Consider the following 19,728-nt stretch of genomic DNA (forward strand, 5'->3'; position numbering starts at 1 on the left):
CTTCATTTCTCTAACTAACTTTTTAAACTCAACGCATCCATGCTGCTCATACCTGCCATCGATCTCAAAGACGGTCACTGCGTTCGCCTGAAACAAGGCGATATGGAACAAGCTACCGTATTCTCCGAAGACCCAGCCGATATGGCGCGCCACTGGCTGGAGCAAGGTGCACGTCGCCTGCATCTGGTTGATTTGAACGGCGCGTTCGCCGGCAAGCCTAAGAATGAGCCCGCAGTCAAAGCCATTCTGCAAGCAGTCCGCGAATACGCAGAGAAAAACGGGATTGAAGAAATCCCGGTTCAGCTCGGCGGTGGGATCCGTGATTTGGATACGATAGAACGTTACCTCGACGATGGTTTGAGCTACATCATCATCGGCACCGCTGCGGTCAAGAATCCTGGCTTTTTGCACGATGCATGCAGCGCTTTCCCGGGCCAGATCATTGTCGGCCTCGATGCCAAGGACGGCAAAGTCGCAACTGACGGCTGGAGCAAATTGTCCGGTCACGAAGTGATCGACCTGGCGAAAAAATTTGAAGATTACGGTTGCGAATCGATCATCTACACCGACATCGGCCGCGACGGCATGATGGGCGGCGTAAACATCGAAGCGACGGTCAAGCTGGCGCAAAGCATGACAATTCCGGTGATCGCATCCGGCGGCGTGCACAATATCAAGGACGTTGAATCCTTGTGTGCAGTGCAGGACGAAGGCATTGAAGGCGTGATCTGTGGCCGTTCGATTTACGAAGGCACATTGGATCTGCGCTCAGCGCAGGACAGGGCAGACGAATTGAGCGGTTTCGAACCGGAAGCAGACGAATGACATTGGCAAAACGCATCATCCCTTGTCTGGATGTGACTGCTGGTCGCGTCGTCAAGGGTGTCAATTTTCTGGAATTGCGCGACGCCGGTGATCCGGTAGAAATCGCCAAACGTTACGATGATCAGGGCGCGGACGAAATTACTTTTCTCGACATCACCGCGACCTCGGATGGCCGCGACCTGATACTCGACATTATCGAAGCTGTCGCATCGAAGGTATTTATTCCATTGACGGTTGGTGGTGGCGTGCGCGCCGTCGACGATGTGCGGCGTTTGTTGAATGCCGGCGCAGACAAAGTTGGTATTAACAGTTCAGCGATCAGCAATCCACAACTGGTATTCGACGCGTCGCAAAAGTATGGTTCGCAATGCATAGTCGTCGCCATCGATGCGAAGAAAGCATCGGATGGCCGTTGGGAAGTTTTTACACATGGCGGCCGCAAGGCAACCGGTCTGGATGCGATCGAATGGGCCAAGAAAATGGAAAGCCTGGGCGCGGGTGAAATCCTGCTGACCAGCATGGACAGAGACGGCACCAAGATTGGTTTTGATCTTGACTTGACGCGTTCGGTATCGGATGCGATCAGTATTCCGGTGATCGCATCGGGCGGCGTCGGTGGTCTGCAGGATTTGGCAGACGGTGTAAAAATAGGTCGTGCCGATGCTGTATTGGCAGCGAGTATTTTTCATTACGGTCAGCACACAGTGCAGGAAGCCAAGCGCTTCATGGCCGAACAAGGTATTGCGATGAGGTTGGTATGAGCGGCAGCGCAAAATGGTTGAATAAAGTGAAGTGGGATGAGCACGGCCTAGTGCCGGTCATCGCACAAGAAGTTGGTACTAACGATGTATTGATGTTTGCGTGGATGAATCGCGAAGCATTGGAAAAAACCATCACCTCCGGCGAAGCAATTTACTGGAGCCGCTCGCGCAAGAAGTTGTGGCACAAGGGTGAGGAATCCGGTCACACACAAAAAGTGCATGAAGTGCGCCTCGATTGCGACGAAGATGTGGTCTTGCTAAAAGTGGAGCAGGTCGGTGAGATTGCTTGCCACACCGGACGTCACTCGTGCTTCTTCCAGAAATTTGAAGGCGATGTAAAAGAGGGCGAATGGCAAACGGTAGAGCCGGTGCTGAAAGACCCGAAGACGTTTTACAAATAAAATTTAAAAATAAGTTTAAAAATAAAACAAGGCAAACTCGTCATGAGTGAAACACTGAAACGTTTGTCCGATGTACTAGAGTCGCGCAAACCAGCGAATGGTGGTGACCCGGAAAAATCGTATGTGGCCAAACTGTTCGTCAAAGGCGACGACGCGATTTTAAAAAAAATCGGCGAAGAAGCGACAGAGTTGGTCATGGCAGCAAAAGATGCGCGTGTTGATGGCGATAAATCGCATGTGCTGTATGAATGTGCCGACCTCTGGTTTCACACCGCAGTGTTGCTCGCGCAATTTGATCTGAAGCCACAAGATGTACTCAACGAACTGGCGCGCCGCGAAGGCATTTCCGGTATAGCCGAAAAGGCCAGTCGCAAAGCCGACTGACATGCGTTGCATTTACTTGCGCCTGATTTGATCATAGCCCCCACGGAGATTCATTTGGATAATTGTATTTTTTGTAAAATTGCCGCCAAACAAATTCCTGCGCAAATTATTTACGAAGACGACGATGTGCTCGCATTCAACGACATCAATCCGGCTGCGCCTATTCACTTCCTGATCATTCCAAAAAAACATCTGGCAACTTTGGCAGATTGCAATGAAAGCGATGCCGCTTTGTTGGGTAAAATATCCTTGCTTGCTCCCAAGTTGGCAAAAGAGCTTGGTTGCGGTTACAGCGTGGATGCGAACGGTGCGCCGCAAGGTGGTTTTAAAACACTATTCAATACCGGGCCTGATGGTGGGCAAGAGGTGTACCATCTGCATATGCATGTGATAGGCGGTCCGCGTCCGTGGCAGCGCTCACTGGCTTAACGAACGATTCTGAATTCCGGACGACAGCGTCCTTTGAGGAGAAAATAATGGGTTCATTTAGTATCTGGCACTGGTTGATCGTACTGGTTATTGTTGCACTGGTTTTCGGCACCAAAAAAATCGGCAGCATGGGTACCGACGTCGGCAAAGCAGTCAAAGGATTCAAGGATGGCATGAAAGGTGAAGATGAAAAACCTACTGCCCAGAACGCTGCGCCTACACAAGTTGTAGACAAAGGTACTGTTGATGTTGAAGTGAAAGAGAAGTCGAACAGCTGATGTCTTGTGCGTTGCGTAACGGCTATCGCCATGACGCTGCTCACAAATCATTTAGCCTATCGTCCATCCTATGATCGATATTGCCTTCTCCAAACTTGCGATCATTGGTGTTGCGGCACTGGTGTTCATCGGGCCGGAAAAATTGCCTAAAGTAGCGCGCATGGCCGGCACTTTGTTTGGTCGTGCGCAACGCTATATCAATGACGTCAAATCCGAAGTAAGTCGCGAGATGGAGCTGGATGAGCTGCGCAAGATGCACAAGGATGTGCAGGATGCGGCCAGCGATGTTGAGCGCAGTATTACGAAAAATATATCCGCAGCAGACAGTGGTTTGCATTCTGCGTGGGAAGGTTCGGATACCGACATCAATCCTTTGATGGAGCCGCCGACCTACGATCAGTCATCAGACAAATCGAAAAATTTTCGCAAGAAAAAACTGGCTGCGACTTCTGCAGTGCCTTCCTGGTACAAACGTCAAAGCGGACAAAAATCGCGCGTCATTTCTGGTGCGGCACGCATGGCAAAATTTCGTCCGGCGAGTGCGCGCAAGTCCACGCCTTTTTTCAATTGATGCACCGATAAAAATAAACGGTCGCAGCAAATATGTTTGCGCAGCCGTTTAATTTGAATAATTAATTATTCTCTCCGGTGCTTGCAACGCTGCAGCACACTGAATGAAGATAAAGACATGCTAGGTAACGAAGATTCATTCATTTCACATTTAGTCGAGTTGCGCAGTCGCTTGATGAAGGCGTCTATCGTCGTGATTGTGATTTTTCTTTGCCTGATGCCTTGGGCCGGCGACATTTACGACTTCCTCGCGCGTCCGATGATGTTGGCATTGCCCGAAGGTAGCAAGATGATCGCGACCGGCGTGATCACACCATTCCTGATCCCGGTCAAGGTCACGATGCTGGTGGCCTTTATTATCTCGTTGCCGTGGGTGCTGTATCAGCTATGGGCTTTCGTTGCGCCAGGTTTGTATACGCACGAAAAGAAGTTGATCGCCCCGCTGGTGATATCGTCGTCAGCCTTGTTCATGATCGGCGTTGCCTTCTGTTATTTCTTTGTGTTCGGCGTCATTTTTCATTTCATCAATAACTTTGCACCTAAGTCGATTTCTGTCGCGCCGGATATCGATAGCTACTTCGGCTTTGTGATGACGATGTTCATCGCCTTCGGCCTGACGTTTGAAGTGCCGGTGATTGTGATCGTGCTGGTGCGCATGGGACTGGTCTCTGTGGAGAAACTCAAACAGATACGTCCTTACGTGATTGTCGGTGCATTTGTGATCGCAGCGGTGGTGACGCCGCCGGACGTGATGAGCCAGTTATTGCTGGCCGTTCCTTTGTGTATTTTGTACGAAGTAGGTTTGCTGTTGGCGCCGCTGTTCGTGAAGATCACGCAGGCGCCTAAAGAATCCGAATCGACCTGAATCACTAAGCCTGGCGCAGCCAGGTAATCAGCGGATAGGCATCCTTGAATTCGGATGCCAAGGTCTTTTCCAGGTCCGTCACTTTCTTGATGTCGACTTCTTTCCATACGATGAAGCTTTTCAACTTGATGTATTCAAGATGCGGCACATCGGCGTCAAAACCTTTTGGTGGGCGCGTCAATTTCCCTTCCTGCTGCAAATCGCCGTAAGTCTCTTTCAACTTCTTGTTTTTCAATAGCTTTGAAAATCCCGTTGCATCGGCGATGACGTATTCACGTATCGCGCGCAAGCGCTCAGCTGGCGGCATCCATTCGCCACCTGCAATCAGCAATGTTCCAGTTTGATCAATGTGGAAGTAATAAGTCGGGCCGCCGCCTTGACTGGGCTTCTTCAAGCCGCTGGCATTGATCGCTGCAGAGAAGTGCGTCTTGTACGGAATCTTCTCTTTCGAAAAACGCATATCGCGATTGATGCGGAACAAGGCTTTCTTTGGATTGCAGCCTGCAACTGCTGGATCAAACTTGCTAATGTCCGCGATCAAGCCAGTTACCAACTCCAAAAATTCAGCGCGCAAAATATCGTAGCGTGGTTTGTTCATGACAAACCATGCGCGATTATTGTTTTCCGATAACTCGGCCAGGAATTGTGTGAGGTCGCGAATATGCATAAAGGTGTGTCTGATTAAGTGCGTCTATCTTTTTGGATATTATTCAGCGGTGCGTGGCGGCGCTTTCGGACGCATACCAATTGTGATGTTTAGCGTAGTTTCCTGATTCCTGCGCAACACGACCATTTTGGCTTTTTTGCCTGGCGAAAGTTGCGCGATTTGGTTCAGCATATCCGCCATATCCGTTACCGCTTTGTCTTCCACGGAAACCAGAATATCTCCCGGCTGCATCCCCGCTTTATCTGCTGGGCCGCCTTTCAATACGCCGGCAATAATGGCGCCATTGGTTTTCTTCAGGCCAAAGCTTTCTGCCAGTTCAGGTGTGATGTCTTGCGGCTCGACGCCGATATACCCGCGGACTACCTGACCGTTCTTGATGATTGCATCCATCACCGATTTGACGGTGGTGACTGGGATCGCGAAGCCTATGCCTAGCGAGCCTCCACTACGTGAATAGATTGCGGTGTTGATGCCGAGCAGATTGCCGTTGGCATCGATCAATGCACCGCCAGAGTTGCCCGGATTGATCGCCGCGTCGGTTTGAATGAAGTTTTCAAACGCATCCAGAATGCCCAGATGATTGCGGCCCAGGGCAGAAATAATACCCATCGTGACCGTTTGGCCCACGCCGAATGGATTGCCGATTGCCAGTACTGCATCGCCGACGCGCGCATCTTCTACATGACCAAGCGTGATGGCAGGTAGATTATCCAGATCGATTTTGACGACGGCCAGATCAGTTTCTGGATCGGCGCCAACCACTTTGGCAATTGCTTTGCGGCCGTCAGCCAGCGCAACTTCGATTTCATCCGCCGCTTCAACCACGTGATTGTTGGTGAGGATGTAACCTTGTGCACTGACGATCACGCCTGAGCCGAGGCTGACTTGTTTTTCTTGTTGATCATCAAAACGATCACCGAAAAACTTCCGGAAAAACGGATCGTCCATGAATGGATTTTGCGAAGGCGCGGCAGTTTTGCTGGTGAAAATGTTAACTACCGACGGCATCGCTATTTTGGCAGCATCGCGAAATGAGCCTTGCGTTGCTGCGGCATTTGGCGGCGCCTCCAGCATCGGCACCGATGTCGCGCTGCGGATTTTTTGCCCGCCGCCTAATACGCCACCTGCCCACTCGGGCTTCAAGGTCGTTACAATAAACAAAATTGCTAAACCGACAGTTACGGTTTGCGCAAACAACAGCCAGAGACGTCGCATAAAGGTAGGGAAAATGAGTCAGAAAATGATAGATAGAGATGATCTTGCCAAATATCTGGCGAGAACGCTTGATATTACTCGTTTTCGAGATTTTTGCCCAAACGGCTTGCAGGTTGAAGGTCGTAAAGAAATTAAAAAACTGGTGAGTGGCGTGACTGCGAGTCAGGCTTTGCTTGAGGCAGCGATTGAAAACGGTGCCGATGCAATTCTGGTGCATCACGGTTATTTCTGGCGCGGCGAAGATGCCCGCGTGATCGGACAAAAACACAAGCGTTTGAAATTGTTGCTGGCAAATGACGTCAATTTATTCGCCTATCATTTGCCGCTCGATATGCATGCAGAGTTTGGCAACAATGCACAGCTCGCGCGACGCCTGGGCTTGCAAGCTGAATCCCGTTTTGGTGAAGATGATCTGGGCTGGTTGGGCGCAATGAACGATGCCTCGATTACATCGGTAGCGGATTTGGCGCAGCAAGTCGAACGCCAATTAGGCCGCAGGCCGCTGGTGATTGGCGATCCCGCACAAAAGCTAGGCAAGATTGCCTGGTGCACGGGCGCTGCGCAAAGTTTGTTGGGCGATGCGATTGCCGCTGGTGCCAACGTATATTTAAGCGGTGAAATTTCCGAACCAACAGTACATTTGGCGCGTGAGAGTGGCGTCGCTTATCTTGCATGCGGGCATCACGCCACCGAGCGTTATGGCGTGCAGGCTTTGGGCGAACATCTGGCTGCACAATTCGGCATCGCCCATCACTTTATCGACATTGATAATCCAGTGTGATTTATTGACGTGTATATAGATGTGTTTATTAATTCGCGCATTGATTCGTTTCAACACGGTACGTATGACAAATCTATAAATTGCTATGGTATAACTACCAATTCGAAAATAGACAGAGCGCGCATCGTATGCGTGCCAGAGACAGGGATACCGATAATCATGTCGCAACCGATAACGGATACGCCGTCTAAGCCCATCACAGTTTTAGTTGTTGAAGACGACGCGGTAACACGGCGCGCATTGTGTTTAGGGATAGAAAAAGAACCTGCATTCAAATTGCTGGACGCACTCGATAGTGTGAAGTCAGCATTGAGCTGGTTACTGCAACAACAGCCAGATGTCTTGCTGGTTGATCTGGGTTTGCCAGACGGCTCGGGGATAGACATCATACGTTTTTGCGCCGAGCGCTATCCCGACTGCAACATCATGGTTATCACCACCTCCAGCGATCAAGACAGCGTAGTCGACAGCATAGAAGCCGGCGCATCCGGATATGTTTTAAAAGATGCGGGTCAACTTGATATCGGACGTTCTTTGCTGGAACTGCATACCGGCGGTTCGCCTATTAGTCCAACGATTGCCCGCAAGCTTTTGTCACGCATGCGCGATGATAAAAAAGTGACCGATGCGGCGTCTGAGCAAGTCGATAAGGAAACCGGTCCGCAAGTATTTTTGACCAAGCGTGAAGCGGCTATTCTTGATTTGATCGCATGTGGCGATAGTTACGGTGATGTCGCCAAACAGCTGACCTTGTCAGTCGGCACCGTGCAGACGCATATTAAAAATATTTACGACAAGCTGTCTGTGCATTCGCGCGGCGAAGCCGTGTATGAAGCCAATCGTCGTGGTTTGCTGCAGATGGATCAGCTTAAATCCAAGCGTGATGCTTGATGTAGAGGTATCAAATAAAAAGCCGCCAAATCTGGCGGCTTTTTATTTATTTTTTCAGTGAGTCGCGAATTTCGCGCAGCAACACAATATCTTCTGGTGTTGCAGCTTCCACTACAGGCTCATCTTTTTTCAATTTATTCAGAATGCGTACCATCTGAAAAATGATGAATGCCAAAATAAGGAAGTTGATCGAAATCGTGATGAAGTTACCGTATGCGAAAACAGCGCCAAGCTTCTGCGCCTCTACCAACGGCAGGCTTGGATCTTGATTATTCAATGGTAAATAATAATTGGCGAAATCGAGTCCGCCGAAAATTTTGCCGACGATAGGCATGATGATGTCCTTAACCGCCGAATCGACAATTTTGCCGAATGCTCCGCCGATAATGACCGCAACTGCCAAATCAACAACGTTTCCTTTTATTGCAAAAGCTTTAAATTCCTGCATCATGCCCATGGCAATTCTCCGTTTAACATGTTTGTAAAAGTGCAATGCGCCAGCGTATCCTAGATTTAGGGGGCTTAAACGTCAAATTAAATTTCCGCTATTTCAGGCAAATTCGATGGATAATGCGTCGCAAATAAGTAGATACAACAACAGAATTATTATAAAAGTTCAGCAAAATGGGCTTTGAGACAGCGATTCTCTTCAAAACGGACGTTGCCTTCGATATAATCAAAGGTTGCTAGAAGTTTCGTACAGATTTCGCATTTTGACGATTGGGGTTGGTATGAGTAACGAAAAGCAGGTCGATTCCGGTCGACGTGGCTTGCTCGTCGCCACGTGCGCAGCAGGCGGTGTGGCTGGGTTGGCTACAACAGGCGTTTTAGTATCTACATTTCAGCCTTCGGAACGTGCGAAAGCTGCCGGTGCACCTGTCGAAGTTGACATCAGTTCTCTGGTACCAGGCGAACTCAAGACCGTGGAATGGCGCGGTAAGCCAGTCTGGATCTTGAAACGTTCGCCCGAAATGCTGGCAGGTATCAAACAGGTTGACGGTGAAGTGGCCGATCCGAACTCGGAACGCAAGCCGGATGAATTGACACCGGAATATGCTCGCAATGAATATCGCTCCATCAAGCCAGAAATCCTGGTTGCGGTTGGTATCTGTACTCATCTCGGCTGCTCGCCTGTAACCCGCTTCCAGACCGGCGCACAGCCTTCGCTGCCAGATGATTGGCATGGCGGCTTCTTGTGCCCATGCCACGGATCGACCTTCGATCTGGCTGGTCGTGTATTCAAAAACAAACCTGCGCCCGACAATCTCGAAGTACCACGTCACATGTTTGTGGGTGATTCCAAACTGGTCATCGGTAAAGACGAGAAAGGCGAGGCGTAATCATGGCTTTCCACGAAAAACAACTTCCTGCCGACGCACCTATTGCAGAAAAAGCATTGAACTGGGTCGACGCGCGTTTCCCGCTGTCGTCTACTTATAAAGCGCATCTGTCCGAGTACTACGCGCCGAAAAACTTCAACTTCCTGTACGTATTCGGTTCGCTGGCATTGTTGGTGCTGGTGATTCAAATCGTTACCGGTATTTTCCTCGTGATGCATTACAAACCGGACGCCGCTCTGGCATTCGCTTCGGTTGAATACATCATGCGTGATGTGCCTTGGGGCTGGTTGGTGCGCTACATGCATTCGACTGGTGCTTCAGCGTTTTTCGTGGTGGTCTATATTCATATGTTGCGCGGCCTGTTGTACGGCTCGTATCGCAAGCCACGTGAATTGGTCTGGTTGTTCGGCGTCGGTATTTTCTTGTGCCTGATGGCTGAAGCGTTCTTCGGTTACTTGCTGCCTTGGGGCCAAATGTCGTATTGGGGTGCGCAGGTTATTGTTAACTTGTTCGGCGCGATTCCTTTCATCGGCCCTGATCTGTCGCTGTGGATTCGTGGTGACTATGTCGTTTCCGATGCAACCTTGAACCGCTTCTTCGCGTTCCACGTGATCGCGATTCCATTAGTGTTGATCGGCCTGGTTGTGGCGCACATCGTTGCCTTGCACGAAGTAGGTTCGAACAATCCGGATGGCGTTGAAATCAAGGAAACATTGGATGAAAAAGGCGTTCCGCGCGACGGCATTCCTTTCCATCCTTACTACTCGGTGCACGATATTTTCATCGTGACGATTTTCCTGTTCGTGTTCACCAGTGTGGTGTTCTTCGCGCCGGAAATGGGTGGTTACTTCCTCGAGTACAACAACTTCGTTCCAGCTGACCCGCTGAAAACGCCGCCGCATATTGCTCCGGTCTGGTACTTCACGCCTTTCTATTCGATTCTGCGTGCGGTTACTTCAGACTTCATGGTGTGGCTGGCTGCAGGTGTCGCCGCATACGTCGCGCTGATCATTTTGAAAACGCGTTTGGCGACCAAGTTCAAAGCTGCCGCTGCGGTAATCGGTCTGCTTGTCATCGTAGCGATGTTTGTTACCGATGCAAAATTCTGGGGCGTGGTGTTGATGGGCGTATCGGTCATGATCATGTTCGGTCTGCCATGGTTTGATGTGTCGCCGGTTAAATCGATACGCTATCGCCCAAGCTGGCACAAATACATTTATATCGTTTTCGGCATTATGTTCGTCGTCCTCGGTTATCTTGGTGTGCAAGCGCCTACACCTATCGGTACTGCGGTTTCGCAGATTGGTACCTTCATCTACTTCGGCTTCTTCCTGCTGATGCCATGGTGGAGTTCGATGGGAACGTTCAAGCCTGTGCCGGATCGCGTCGTTTTCCATCCGCACTAAGCCGCAAAGGGATAATAGAATCATGAACTTGATGAAAAAACTGATTGCGACGCTAGTACTTTTACCAGGCTTGGCATTGGCCGCGGAAGGTGGCTTCCCACTGGATAAAGCGCCAGACCACACCAAAGACCTCGCGGCTTTGCAGAACGGCGCCAAGCTCTTTGTTAACTATTGCTTGAACTGTCATTCGGCATCCTCTTTGCGCTACAACAAGTTGCAAGACTTGGGTCTGACCGAAGAACAAATCAAGACCAATTTGCTGTTCACGTCCGACAAGGTCGGCAGCATGATGACGATTGCGATGACGGCGAAAGATGCGAAGGAATGGTTTGGCGCAGCGCCACCGGATTTATCGGTGATCGCCCGTGCCAAAGCATCCAGCGCAGGTTCGGGACCGGATTGGCTCTATACCTATCTGCGTACCTACTATAAAGACGATACGCGCGCGACTGGCTGGAATAACCTGACTTACCCTAACGTGGCAATGCCGCACGTATTGTGGGAGTTGCAAGGTACACGTGCAGCCAAGTTCGTCGACGAAAAAGATCCGCATGATGCGAGCAAGGTGATCCATAAATTTGCTGGTTTTGAGCAAATTACTCCTGGCACGCTGACTGCACTTGAATACGATAAATCCGTTGCTGATCTGGTGTCATTCATGACCTGGATGGCTGAGCCTGCTCAAAATACCCGCAAACGCCTAGGCGCTTGGGTATTGATGTTCCTGGGTGTATTTATCGTAATCACCTGGCGCTTGAACGCTTCCTACTGGAAAGATATCAAGTAATTTGTTGCCCGTACTCTGCGGGCATTTGTTTTGGGGTGAGCCGCCTGCGTCTCACCCCTTTGTTTCTAAGGAACTATAAAAATGATGGTTCTCTATTCGGGCACCACTTGCCCATTTTCGCAACGCTGCCGCCTGGTCCTGTTTGAAAAAGGCATGGACTTTGAAGTACGCGATGTGGATCTGTTTAACAAACCAGAAGACATCTCGACAATGAACCCGTACGGCCAAGTGCCGATTCTGGTTGAGCGCGATTTGATTTTGTACGAATCCAATATCATCAATGAATACATCGATGAGCGTTTCCCGCATCCACAATTGATGCCGGCTGACCCATTGATGCGTGCTCGTGCTCGTTTGATGTTGTTCAATTTTGAAAAAGAATTGTTCATCCACGTCCACGTGTTGGAAAACGACAAAGGCCGCAGCGGTGAAAAAGCGCAGGAAAAAGCACGCAATGAAATCCGCGATCGCCTGACCACGCTGGCACCATTGTTCCTGAAAAACAAATACATGCTGGGCGATGAATTCTCGATGCTGGATGTCGCGATCGCTCCATTGCTGTGGCGTTTGGATCACTACGGTATCGAATTGTCGAAAACTGCTGCACCGTTGATGAAGTACGCAGAACGCATCTTCTCGCGTCCTGCTTACATCGAAGCGTTGACCCCATCTGAAAAGGTCATGCGTCGTTAAAATTTGCGCCATGCATCAAGGTCGTTGAGTGAAAGCCTGATTTCTATCTTGTACTTCATTCAACGACATTGTCTACATTTCATGGCACACTTTTTACCTGCATCGCATCGATAGGCATCATGTCTGAAACTTCTACCAAACCTTATCTGTTACGTGCCATTTACGAATGGTGCACGGACAACGGCTATACACCGTACATGGCCGCGGTAGTCGACGCGGGCACACGCGTGCCTATGGAATTCGTCAAGAACGGCGAGATCGTCCTCAACATCAGCTTCAGCGCCACGAGTGGCTTGAAGATGGACAACGATCTGGTTCGTTTCAGTGCGCGTTTTGGCGGCGTCTCTCGCGACATTTCGGTTCCTGTCGATAATGTTGTTGCCATCTATGCACGCGAAAACGGGCAGGGCATGGCGTTCGAGGCGACTGTCAAGTCAGACGATGCAGAGGGCGCGGACGAGCAAGCTGAAGATTCTTCAGCCCAGCCTATCCAGTCTTCATCAGGGCCTGCATTGACTTCGGTGCCTACCGCACCCAAGCCAAATGAAAAAAATGTGGCGGTTGAATCGGACGATGAGCCTGATCCACCAAAAAAAGGTGGAAGACCTACACTAACTCGGATTAAATAGCGTAGAATACGCGCTGCGAAAAAGTTTCGCCGACTTAGCTCATTTGGTAGAGCAGTTGATTTGTAATCATCAGGTGGCCAGTTCGAAACCGGCAGTCGGCACCAAATAAAAACCCTCTGTAACGAAAGTTGCAGAGGGTTTTTTCTTGCCTGCTCGCATCGCGTCTGCAATTTGCGACAGCCCTAATTCGGTCGCAAGCGAATAGGCTTGGCTAGACTAGGGAAGTTATTTACACTCGCTGGGTTTTGACTGTTAGCGCGGTTGCAACGGACTATCTACCCACTAAGGCAGACTTATATGCATGCAATGACCACTACTGAAATTTTCCTGATCGCGATGCTGCTGATTTTCAGTGTGCCGTACCTGATCTGGCGCATTTTCAAAACCGATTACTACGCGCCTCTCGTCGTGGTGCAAATCATTGCCGGCATTTTGCTCGGGCCCGGCATCCTCGGCGCAGTTTTCCCTGACTATTACAAATTCGTATTTACGCCACCGGTTATTCAATCGCTGAACGGCATTGCCTGGTGGGCGGTCATGTTGTTTGTCATGATTGCCGGTATCGAGCTTGATTTGAAAAAGGCTTGGGAGCATCGACGCGAAAGCTGTATTACAGCTGGCTTGGCATTAGGTAGTCCCTTGTTCTTCGGCTGCATCGCTGCTGCGGGCATGCTGATGTACAGCGGTTGGATCGGTCCCAAAGCAATGACCTGGCAATTTGTGTTGGGCGTAGGCATGGCATGCGCGGTAACAGCATTGCCGATTCTTATTTTGCTGATGGAAAAACTCAATATTTTGCGGCAGCCGATCGGCCAACGCATCTTGCGTTACGCCAGCTTGGACGACATCGCGATATGGGGCGTCCTCGCAATCATCTTGCTAGACTGGACACGCGTCGGCAGGCAGGTCGGATTTTTGCTGGCATTTGCAGTGGCTACATTCCTGTTTCGCCGGCTCATGGTCAAGCTGGAAGAAAGTGACCGCTGGTATGTAAGCTTGATCTGGTTAGCGGTCTGCAGTTTTGCGGCTGATTGGGCTGGCTTGCACTTCATGGTTGGCGCCTTCCTCGCTGGCGCAGTGATGGACGCGCACTGGTTTAATCAGGAGAAGATGGACCTGTTGCGACATCACGTGCTGCTGACCATTATGCCGGTATTCTTTCTGAGCACAGGCTTGAGAACAAACTGGGATGTCGGTGGGATCGCGGTATTTGCGGCGGCGGCAGTATTGCTGATTGCCTCCGTATTCGGCAAGCTGGCGGGCATTCATGCCGCCGGTAAAATTCTTAAGTGGGAAAAAGGTGAAGCTTCGATTATCGGATGGTTGTTGCAGACCAAAGCGCTGATCATGATCATCTTCGCTAATATTCTGCTGGATAAGCAGATCATCACCAATGAAACATTTACCGCATTGTTACTGATGGCGGTGGCTAGCACGATGCTTACGGTACCTATCGTGTATCCAAAATTGCAAAAATTGAAGTCACTGATTTTCAAGTCGAACTGAGCTGCTTACGATGCGAGCACATAGCATGTGCTCGCATTTCATCAAAATCAGAATTTCATTTGCTGTGCCTTGTTCGAGGCTACCGGCTCGTCCACATATACAGCAGGGAATATCCGCTTCAAGTTGCTGATTTTCGGCAGATCGTTATAGACGATATAAGGATGCCGCGGATTACGCTGTAAGAAGTTCTGATGATATTCCTCCGCTGGATAGAACTCTTTCAGCGGCGTGATTTGCGTAACGATGTTGCTGCGAAAAACATGCGCCTGATTCAATTGCGCGACGTACGCATCCGTTACTTTTTGCTGTGCGTCATCAGTATAAAAAACCGCAGAGCGATACTGTGTTCCGCTGTCTGGCCCTTGACGATTCAATTGCGTTGGGTCGTGCGCGACAGAGAAGAATATCTGCAATAACTCACCGTACGATACTTCCGCTGGGTCAAAAGTGATTTGCACTGCCTCGGCATGGCCGGTGCTGCCGCGACTCACCAGATTGTAATTTGCATTCGCCTTGTCACCGCCCGCATAGCCCGACACCACATTGCGCACGCCGCGCACATGTTCGAATACGCCTTCCACTCCCCAAAAACATCCACCTGCAAACACCGCCGTTTGCAAAGCGCCCTTGGCTTTGGCATTGTCGATTGCCGGGCGCGCGATTACTACCGGTGCTTCGGCCGCTTGCAGTATTGGGGATGCGAAACCCCCTAGTGTCAGCAAGGATAGAAAAGCAATTTTAGCGCTGAGTATTCTGTTGCTTGATTTCATTGAATGCTCCTGAAGATACAGCGTACAAAAACGATCTGTTATTTATCCGCGAGGCACAAAATTCAGCGACACGGAATTCATGCAATAACGCAAACCAGTAGGTTTCGGACCATCGTTAAAGACGTGGCCCAAATGTGCGTCACACAGCGAGCAAGAAATTTCATCGCGCTGCATGCCGAAGCTGCGATCAGAACTCTTGCTCACATTTAACGCAGAGATCGGCTGCCAGAAGCTAGGCCAGCCGGTGCCAGATTCAAACTTGGTTTTGGAATCGAACAAGGCGTTGGCGCAGCAAATGCACCGATACAAGCCGTCGCCATGACTCTTCGCATACTCGCCGCTGAATGCGCGTTCAGTGCCGGCTCTGCGTGCGACTTTGAACGCTTGCACAGACAACTGCTTGCTCCATTGCTCATCGGCCTTGATGACTTTTGGGATCGTCACAATTTTTTCGCTCTTGCCGGACGCTGAAAAAATCTCCACCGATACTTCACTTGGTTTGGCTGCAGATTCCTTCGCAGTGCTCGCAGCAACAACTTCGCGTGAAAAGATGCCGCTGAACAAAGCCGCGATGCCGCCTTTCAATAAAGTACGGCGCGAACTGGTTTCATCATCAGGCTTCTTAGTCCCGCTGACGCTAGGTCCATCTTTGATCATCTTGTCTCCTTGATAAAGCATGCGAAAAATTCGCGCTCGTATGGATGTATACGTTCCGCGAGCATCAACGGATTCGCTTTCACCTGTTATTTCGTCGTACAGCGAAAAAGGTTACGGATGGTCAACGATAAATAGTCGCTGGTATATGGGTGTGCCGGATTTATGGCGAATTAGCTTGACAAACGTTTCCATAAATATAATCCTGCGCATTAAGAGGTGCTTGTATACAAAAAATGGTTATATTGTATGCAGAATACTCTTTAATATAAAAAATACAATTTTGGAGACAAGATGATGAAACTTAGAATCCCCCTCTTGGTGATCGCTGGACTTTGCCTATCCGTCAGTGCATTTGCGCAGACCTGGCCCACGAGACCGGTGACGTTGATCGTGCCGTTCCCTCCGGGTGGCGGAACCGACGCCTTTGCACGCCCGTTGGCGGCGCAGCTGACCAAACAGCTCGGAAAGGCGGTCATCATCGATAATCGCGGTGGCGCAGGTGGCACTCTTGGTGCGGGCGTAGCAGCGAAGTCAGCACCTGATGGCTACACGTTTTTCGTTGGCGCAGCGCATCATGCGATTGCACCGGCGCTGTATTCAAAGCTCGCTTACGATCTCCAAAAAGATTTCATCCCGATTACCGTCATTGCCACACCGCCACAGGTGATCGTGGTCAACACGCAGCGCGTTCCGGTGCAGGATCTAAAAGGTTTGCTGGAGTACGTAAGAAAGAATCCTGGCAAGCTGAATTTCGGCTCGGCCGGTAACGGCACCTCGCATCATTTGGCGGGTGAGCTATTCAAGATCCAAACCAAGACCTTCATTACCCATATTCCATACCGCGGCGCAGGTCCGGCGCTACAGGACTTGATCGGGGGGCAGCTCGATCTCATGTTCGACGGACTCGGTTCCTCGGCCAGTCATGTAAAGAGCGGCCGCATCAAGGCACTTGCCGTCGCATCTGCCAAGCGCGCACCTGGCTTTCCCGACGTTCCGACGGCTGCGGAAGCCGGTGTGCCAGGCTATGAAGTATCCACTTGGTACGGTCTGTGGGCAATCAAGGGCACCCCACCCGAGGTGGTCGAGCGCATGACCGAAGAAGTGAAGAAAGCGCTGGCGTCCCCGGAGATCCAGCGAAACTGGACGAGTGCCGGCTCGGATATTCCGAACATGTCACAGGCGGAATTCACCGCGATGATCTCGTCCGAAATGGCGCGCTGGGCGGAGGTTGTCAAGAGCTCCGGCGTCAAGCTGGAATAGGGCAAGAGCACACTGCCGACTGAGCATGAGATGCCGGCTGTGCGCATCGTCGCCCTGGAAATAATTTATGCAGGAAAAAGCTTTAAGGGCATATTTTTATAGGTGTCGGGAGGTTGTTCATATCGGCATGAACGTTTCGGAATGGATGCTTGTGCTGATGTAATCAGCAGCTAGCCAGCTCGAAACAGACGGCCGGCTCCACACTAAAAACCCTCAGCCACGAAAGTTGCGGAGGGTTTTTTCTTGCGCGCGGCATTCTCTGTTTAGAAAAGATCTTGCTGATCGCAAGCCTTGCCATTTGATTTTGCCTGCGCCGGAATATGCAAGGGCCGGCGAAAGCGTGAAGCATCGAGCGCGTGAAAACGATGTGAATGTCCAGTGAGGCCTAACCGCTTTGCCGCTTTCTCAAAGCGTTGCCGAATCAGGTCGGCCCAAATCCCTTCGCCGCGCATGCGGGTACCAAAATTGGCATCGTAATCTTTGCCGCCACGCATTTCCCGCACGTGATTCATGACGCGTTGCGCGCGATCCGGGAAATGCGTCTGCAACCATTGCTGGAACAAGGGACTAACTTCCCACGGCAAACGTAGCACGATGTAATGCGCACTGATGGCACCTGCCTCCGCGACTGCGGCTAGTACGCGTTCCAGATCCGGTTCGGTAATAAAGGGGATCACGGGCGCGATACTGACGCTGACCGGAATGCCGGCATCTGTCAGCGTGCGTATCGTGCGCAAGCGTCGCACTGGTGCCGCGGCTCTGGGTTCCAGCGTGCGTGCGATGGCGGGATCGAGCGTTGTGATGGTGATCGCTACGGCCGCTTGTCGCTTGGCGGCCATTGCGGATAACAGGTCGATGTCGCGCTCGATCAATGATGATTTGGTGATCAAGCCCACCGGATGTTCGCACTCGTGCAATACCTCGAGCACGCGTCGGGTCAATTGGTATTCACGCTCGCAAGGTTGATAGGCATCGGTGTTGACGCCGAGCGCGATGGGCTGCGCGACATACGAAAATTTGGCTAGCTCCTGACGCAATAATTCTGGGGCGTTGATCTTCGCAAAAATTCGACTTTCAAAATCCAGGCCGGGCGAAAGTCCCAGATAACTATGCGTGGGCCGCGCAAAGCAGTAGATACAACCATGTTCGCACCCGCGATACGGATTAAGCGAAACGCTGAACGGAATATCAGGTGACGCATTGCGCGTCAGGATGCTTTTCGCTTTTTCTTCAGTGACATAAGTTTTCCAGGTAGGCGGCGCAGTGTTATTGCTTCCATCTTCGTTGAATAGGTGATCACCATTCTCATCAGATCCATTGCCGCAACTATCATTCAGCCAGCCGTCATCAAACCGTTCGCGCGCCTGCATTTCATAACGGCCTTGCAGGTTGGAAACAGCACCGCGACCTTTACGCGCTGTGGGCATCTGCACCAGCGGCTGCGTTTCATTACTGAAGTCGTCATCGGACATTTCTTCCTCATAAATACTGTGTTTATGTACAGTATATTATGCGCAGGAAGCCATGCGATCAATCAGGAAATCCCAATCGTTTGCGGATGCTTGGTAGATTTAAATTGCGGAATGAAACTGAGGAAGTTTAGAAAAAAACACGCAGATTATTGCGCGTCCGGCTTAACTTTCAAGCCTTGCCAGCGTGGCGTCAACGCATGCTGTATCTCGAATAAATCCAGTACGCGACCAACGGTGTGATCGACCATATCTGCAATCGATGCAGGGCGATGATAAAAACCGGGGAGAGGTGGAAAAATGATGCCGCCCATTTCGGTAACAGCAGTCATATTGCGTAGATGCGCCAGATTGAATGGGGTTTCACGCACCATCAAGACCAAACGGCGGCGCTCTTTTAAAACCACATCAGCCGCGCGCGTGATCAGATTGTCGGACAAGCCATGCGCGACGGCAGCCAGCGTTTTCATCGAGCAGGGCGCGACGATCATGCCGTCAGATTGAAAAGAGCCGCTGGCAATCGATGCGCCCACATCACGCACGTTATGCACGACATCTGCCAACGCTTCGACGTCTTTGCGCTTCATGTCGAGTTCTTGATGCAGATTCAGCATGCCAGCTTCAGAGATCAGCAGATGCGTTTCTACCTCTGCATGATCGCGTAAAACTTGCAGCAGCCGCACGCCATAGATGACACCGGTCGCACCGGTGATCGCGATGATTAATCGCTTCCGGCGCGGTGCTTGCGGCTGCGCTAATGAGAGTGCGTCAGCAGACGCAGTCACATTAAGCTTTCAACAAAGTTTGCAGTTCGCCGGACGCGAACATCTCGTTCATGATGTCGGAGCCGCCGATGAATTCACCTTTGACATACAACTGAGGAACGGTAGGCCATTGGGAGTAATCCTTGATGCCCTGGCGAACTTCTGCGTCATCCAATACGTTGACGGTGATCAGATCCGTTACGCCGCTTTCTTTCAGCAATGCAATCGCTTTGCCTGAGAAGCCACACTGTGGAAATTGTGCCGTGCCCTTCATGAATAAAACAACCTCATTTTGGGTTACGGTTTCTTTGATCCAGGATTGTACGTCGTCGCTCATTACTGCCTCGCTGTGTAAGTTAATGCGTCATTATAAGAAAAAC

The 19,728-nt window shown here is 50.7% G+C and carries 25 protein-coding genes and 1 tRNA gene; 18 read left to right on the forward strand and 8 right to left on the reverse strand.

What is annotated here, in order from left to right; translation table 11 throughout:
- The first annotated feature begins 39 nt into the window (after positions 1 to 39).
- From hisA to tatC, 8 genes are all read left to right on the forward strand, one after another.
- Entirely contained in the window at positions 40 to 825 is a 786-nt protein-coding gene (hisA, locus tag Q7T66_RS14980; RefSeq protein WP_304933853.1) for a 1-(5-phosphoribosyl)-5-[(5-phosphoribosylamino)methylideneamino]imidazole-4-carboxamide isomerase, read from the forward strand.
- On the forward strand, positions 822 to 1,586 hold the full coding sequence (hisF, locus tag Q7T66_RS14975; RefSeq protein ID WP_304933854.1) for an imidazole glycerol phosphate synthase subunit HisF: 765 nt from the start codon (positions 822 to 824) through the stop codon (positions 1,584 to 1,586). Before hisA ends, hisF begins: the two co-directional genes overlap by 4 nt.
- Complete coding sequence (gene hisI, locus Q7T66_RS14970; protein ID WP_304933855.1) at positions 1,583 to 1,987, forward strand: phosphoribosyl-AMP cyclohydrolase; 405 nt, start codon at positions 1,583 to 1,585, stop codon at positions 1,985 to 1,987. The genes hisF and hisI overlap by 4 nt, the downstream gene beginning before the upstream one ends.
- A 42-nt stretch (positions 1,988 to 2,029) precedes the next feature.
- Complete coding sequence (locus tag Q7T66_RS14965; protein ID WP_304933856.1) at positions 2,030 to 2,371, forward strand: phosphoribosyl-ATP diphosphatase; 342 nt, start codon at positions 2,030 to 2,032, stop codon at positions 2,369 to 2,371.
- Between the two features lie 54 nt (positions 2,372 to 2,425).
- On the forward strand, positions 2,426 to 2,800 hold the full coding sequence (locus tag Q7T66_RS14960; RefSeq protein WP_304933857.1) for a histidine triad nucleotide-binding protein: 375 nt from the start codon (positions 2,426 to 2,428) through the stop codon (positions 2,798 to 2,800).
- Positions 2,801 to 2,847: 47 nt separating this feature from the next.
- Positions 2,848 to 3,078 carry a Sec-independent protein translocase subunit TatA gene (tatA, locus tag Q7T66_RS14955; RefSeq protein ID WP_304933858.1) on the forward strand — a complete coding sequence of 77 codons (231 nt, stop codon included), beginning with the start codon at positions 2,848 to 2,850 and terminating at the stop codon, positions 3,076 to 3,078.
- Positions 3,079 to 3,148: 70 nt separating this feature from the next.
- On the forward strand, positions 3,149 to 3,649 hold the full coding sequence (gene tatB / locus Q7T66_RS14950; RefSeq protein WP_304933859.1) for a Sec-independent protein translocase protein TatB: 501 nt from the start codon (positions 3,149 to 3,151) through the stop codon (positions 3,647 to 3,649).
- A 117-nt stretch (positions 3,650 to 3,766) separates the two neighbouring features.
- Positions 3,767 to 4,513, forward strand: a complete 747-nt coding sequence (gene tatC, locus Q7T66_RS14945) for a twin-arginine translocase subunit TatC (protein ID WP_304933860.1) — start codon at positions 3,767 to 3,769, stop codon at positions 4,511 to 4,513.
- A 4-nt stretch (positions 4,514 to 4,517) separates the two neighbouring features.
- On the opposite strand, the gene Q7T66_RS14940 is transcribed toward tatC, so the two are convergent.
- Positions 4,518 to 5,180: a DUF2461 domain-containing protein gene (locus Q7T66_RS14940; RefSeq protein WP_304933861.1), complete on the reverse strand. Its 663-nt coding sequence runs from the start codon at positions 5,178 to 5,180 to the stop codon at positions 4,518 to 4,520.
- Between the two features lie 39 nt (positions 5,181 to 5,219).
- Positions 5,220 to 6,395, reverse strand: coding sequence for a Do family serine endopeptidase (locus Q7T66_RS14935; protein WP_304933862.1), 1,176 nt, complete (start codon positions 6,393 to 6,395; stop codon positions 5,220 to 5,222).
- A 13-nt stretch (positions 6,396 to 6,408) separates the two neighbouring features.
- Between Q7T66_RS14935 and Q7T66_RS14930 the strand changes: the two genes are divergently transcribed.
- Together Q7T66_RS14930 and Q7T66_RS14925 are read left to right on the forward strand one after the other, a co-directional pair.
- Positions 6,409 to 7,176 carry a Nif3-like dinuclear metal center hexameric protein gene (locus Q7T66_RS14930; RefSeq protein WP_304933863.1) on the forward strand — a complete coding sequence of 256 codons (768 nt, stop codon included), beginning with the start codon at positions 6,409 to 6,411 and terminating at the stop codon, positions 7,174 to 7,176.
- 159 nt (positions 7,177 to 7,335) lie between these two features.
- Positions 7,336 to 8,067 carry a response regulator transcription factor gene (locus tag Q7T66_RS14925; protein WP_304933864.1) on the forward strand — a complete coding sequence of 244 codons (732 nt, stop codon included), beginning with the start codon at positions 7,336 to 7,338 and terminating at the stop codon, positions 8,065 to 8,067.
- Positions 8,068 to 8,113: 46 nt separating this feature from the next.
- Here Q7T66_RS14925 and mscL read toward each other — a convergent pair whose 3' ends face one another.
- Positions 8,114 to 8,524 carry a large conductance mechanosensitive channel protein MscL gene (gene mscL / locus Q7T66_RS14920; RefSeq protein ID WP_304933865.1) on the reverse strand — a complete coding sequence of 137 codons (411 nt, stop codon included), beginning with the start codon at positions 8,522 to 8,524 and terminating at the stop codon, positions 8,114 to 8,116.
- 274 nt (positions 8,525 to 8,798) lie between these two features.
- On the opposite strand from mscL, the gene petA reads away from it, so the two are divergent.
- The 7 genes from petA (at position 8,799) to Q7T66_RS14885 (ending at position 14,428) form a co-directional block, all read left to right on the forward strand.
- The gene (petA, locus tag Q7T66_RS14915) at positions 8,799 to 9,407 is read left to right on the forward strand and encodes a ubiquinol-cytochrome c reductase iron-sulfur subunit (protein ID WP_304933866.1); all 609 of its coding nucleotides are present in this window, start codon (positions 8,799 to 8,801) and stop codon (positions 9,405 to 9,407) included.
- Positions 9,407 to 10,813 carry a cytochrome bc complex cytochrome b subunit gene (locus tag Q7T66_RS14910; RefSeq protein WP_304933990.1) on the forward strand — a complete coding sequence of 469 codons (1,407 nt, stop codon included), beginning with the start codon at positions 9,407 to 9,409 and terminating at the stop codon, positions 10,811 to 10,813. The genes petA and Q7T66_RS14910 overlap by 1 nt, the downstream gene beginning before the upstream one ends.
- A 22-nt stretch (positions 10,814 to 10,835) precedes the next feature.
- The gene (locus Q7T66_RS14905; protein WP_304933867.1) at positions 10,836 to 11,600 is read left to right on the forward strand and encodes a cytochrome c1; all 765 of its coding nucleotides are present in this window, start codon (positions 10,836 to 10,838) and stop codon (positions 11,598 to 11,600) included.
- An 81-nt stretch (positions 11,601 to 11,681) separates the two neighbouring features.
- Positions 11,682 to 12,293: a glutathione S-transferase N-terminal domain-containing protein gene (locus tag Q7T66_RS14900; RefSeq protein ID WP_011872413.1), complete on the forward strand. Its 612-nt coding sequence runs from the start codon at positions 11,682 to 11,684 to the stop codon at positions 12,291 to 12,293.
- A gap of 119 nt (positions 12,294 to 12,412) precedes the next feature.
- Positions 12,413 to 12,922 (forward strand): ClpXP protease specificity-enhancing factor, encoded by a 510-nt coding sequence (locus Q7T66_RS14895; RefSeq protein ID WP_304933868.1) that lies wholly within the window; start codon positions 12,413 to 12,415, stop codon positions 12,920 to 12,922.
- Between the two features lie 28 nt (positions 12,923 to 12,950).
- Positions 12,951 to 13,026, forward strand: a tRNA-Thr gene (locus Q7T66_RS14890).
- Between the two features lie 202 nt (positions 13,027 to 13,228).
- Positions 13,229 to 14,428, forward strand: coding sequence for a cation:proton antiporter (locus Q7T66_RS14885; RefSeq protein ID WP_370691651.1), 1,200 nt, complete (start codon positions 13,229 to 13,231; stop codon positions 14,426 to 14,428).
- A gap of 47 nt (positions 14,429 to 14,475) precedes the next feature.
- On the opposite strand, the gene msrA is transcribed toward Q7T66_RS14885, so the two are convergent.
- Both msrA and msrB read right to left on the reverse strand, forming a co-directional pair.
- A complete protein-coding gene (msrA, locus tag Q7T66_RS14880; RefSeq protein ID WP_304933870.1) occupies positions 14,476 to 15,198 on the reverse strand; it encodes a peptide-methionine (S)-S-oxide reductase MsrA in 723 nt (240 codons plus the stop codon).
- A gap of 42 nt (positions 15,199 to 15,240) precedes the next feature.
- Complete coding sequence (gene msrB, locus Q7T66_RS18040; protein ID WP_370691652.1) at positions 15,241 to 15,855, reverse strand: peptide-methionine (R)-S-oxide reductase MsrB; 615 nt, start codon at positions 15,853 to 15,855, stop codon at positions 15,241 to 15,243.
- 294 nt (positions 15,856 to 16,149) lie between these two features.
- On the opposite strand from msrB, the gene Q7T66_RS14870 reads away from it, so the two are divergent.
- On the forward strand, positions 16,150 to 17,115 hold the full coding sequence (locus Q7T66_RS14870; protein WP_304933992.1) for a tripartite tricarboxylate transporter substrate binding protein: 966 nt from the start codon (positions 16,150 to 16,152) through the stop codon (positions 17,113 to 17,115).
- Positions 17,116 to 17,378: 263 nt separating this feature from the next.
- Here the strand turns inward: Q7T66_RS14870 and Q7T66_RS14865 are convergent, their stop codons facing one another.
- The 3 genes from Q7T66_RS14865 to grxD form a co-directional block, all read right to left on the reverse strand.
- Positions 17,379 to 18,587 carry a PA0069 family radical SAM protein gene (locus Q7T66_RS14865; RefSeq protein ID WP_304933871.1) on the reverse strand — a complete coding sequence of 403 codons (1,209 nt, stop codon included), beginning with the start codon at positions 18,585 to 18,587 and terminating at the stop codon, positions 17,379 to 17,381.
- 146 nt (positions 18,588 to 18,733) lie between these two features.
- Positions 18,734 to 19,369, reverse strand: coding sequence for a UbiX family flavin prenyltransferase (locus tag Q7T66_RS14860; protein ID WP_304933872.1), 636 nt, complete (start codon positions 19,367 to 19,369; stop codon positions 18,734 to 18,736).
- Between the two features lies 1 nt (position 19,370).
- On the reverse strand, positions 19,371 to 19,685 hold the full coding sequence (gene grxD / locus Q7T66_RS14855; RefSeq protein WP_304933873.1) for a Grx4 family monothiol glutaredoxin: 315 nt from the start codon (positions 19,683 to 19,685) through the stop codon (positions 19,371 to 19,373).
- Positions 19,686 to 19,728: the final 43 nt, after the last annotated feature.

It is taken from the genome of Herminiimonas sp. (genome assembly GCF_030655415.1).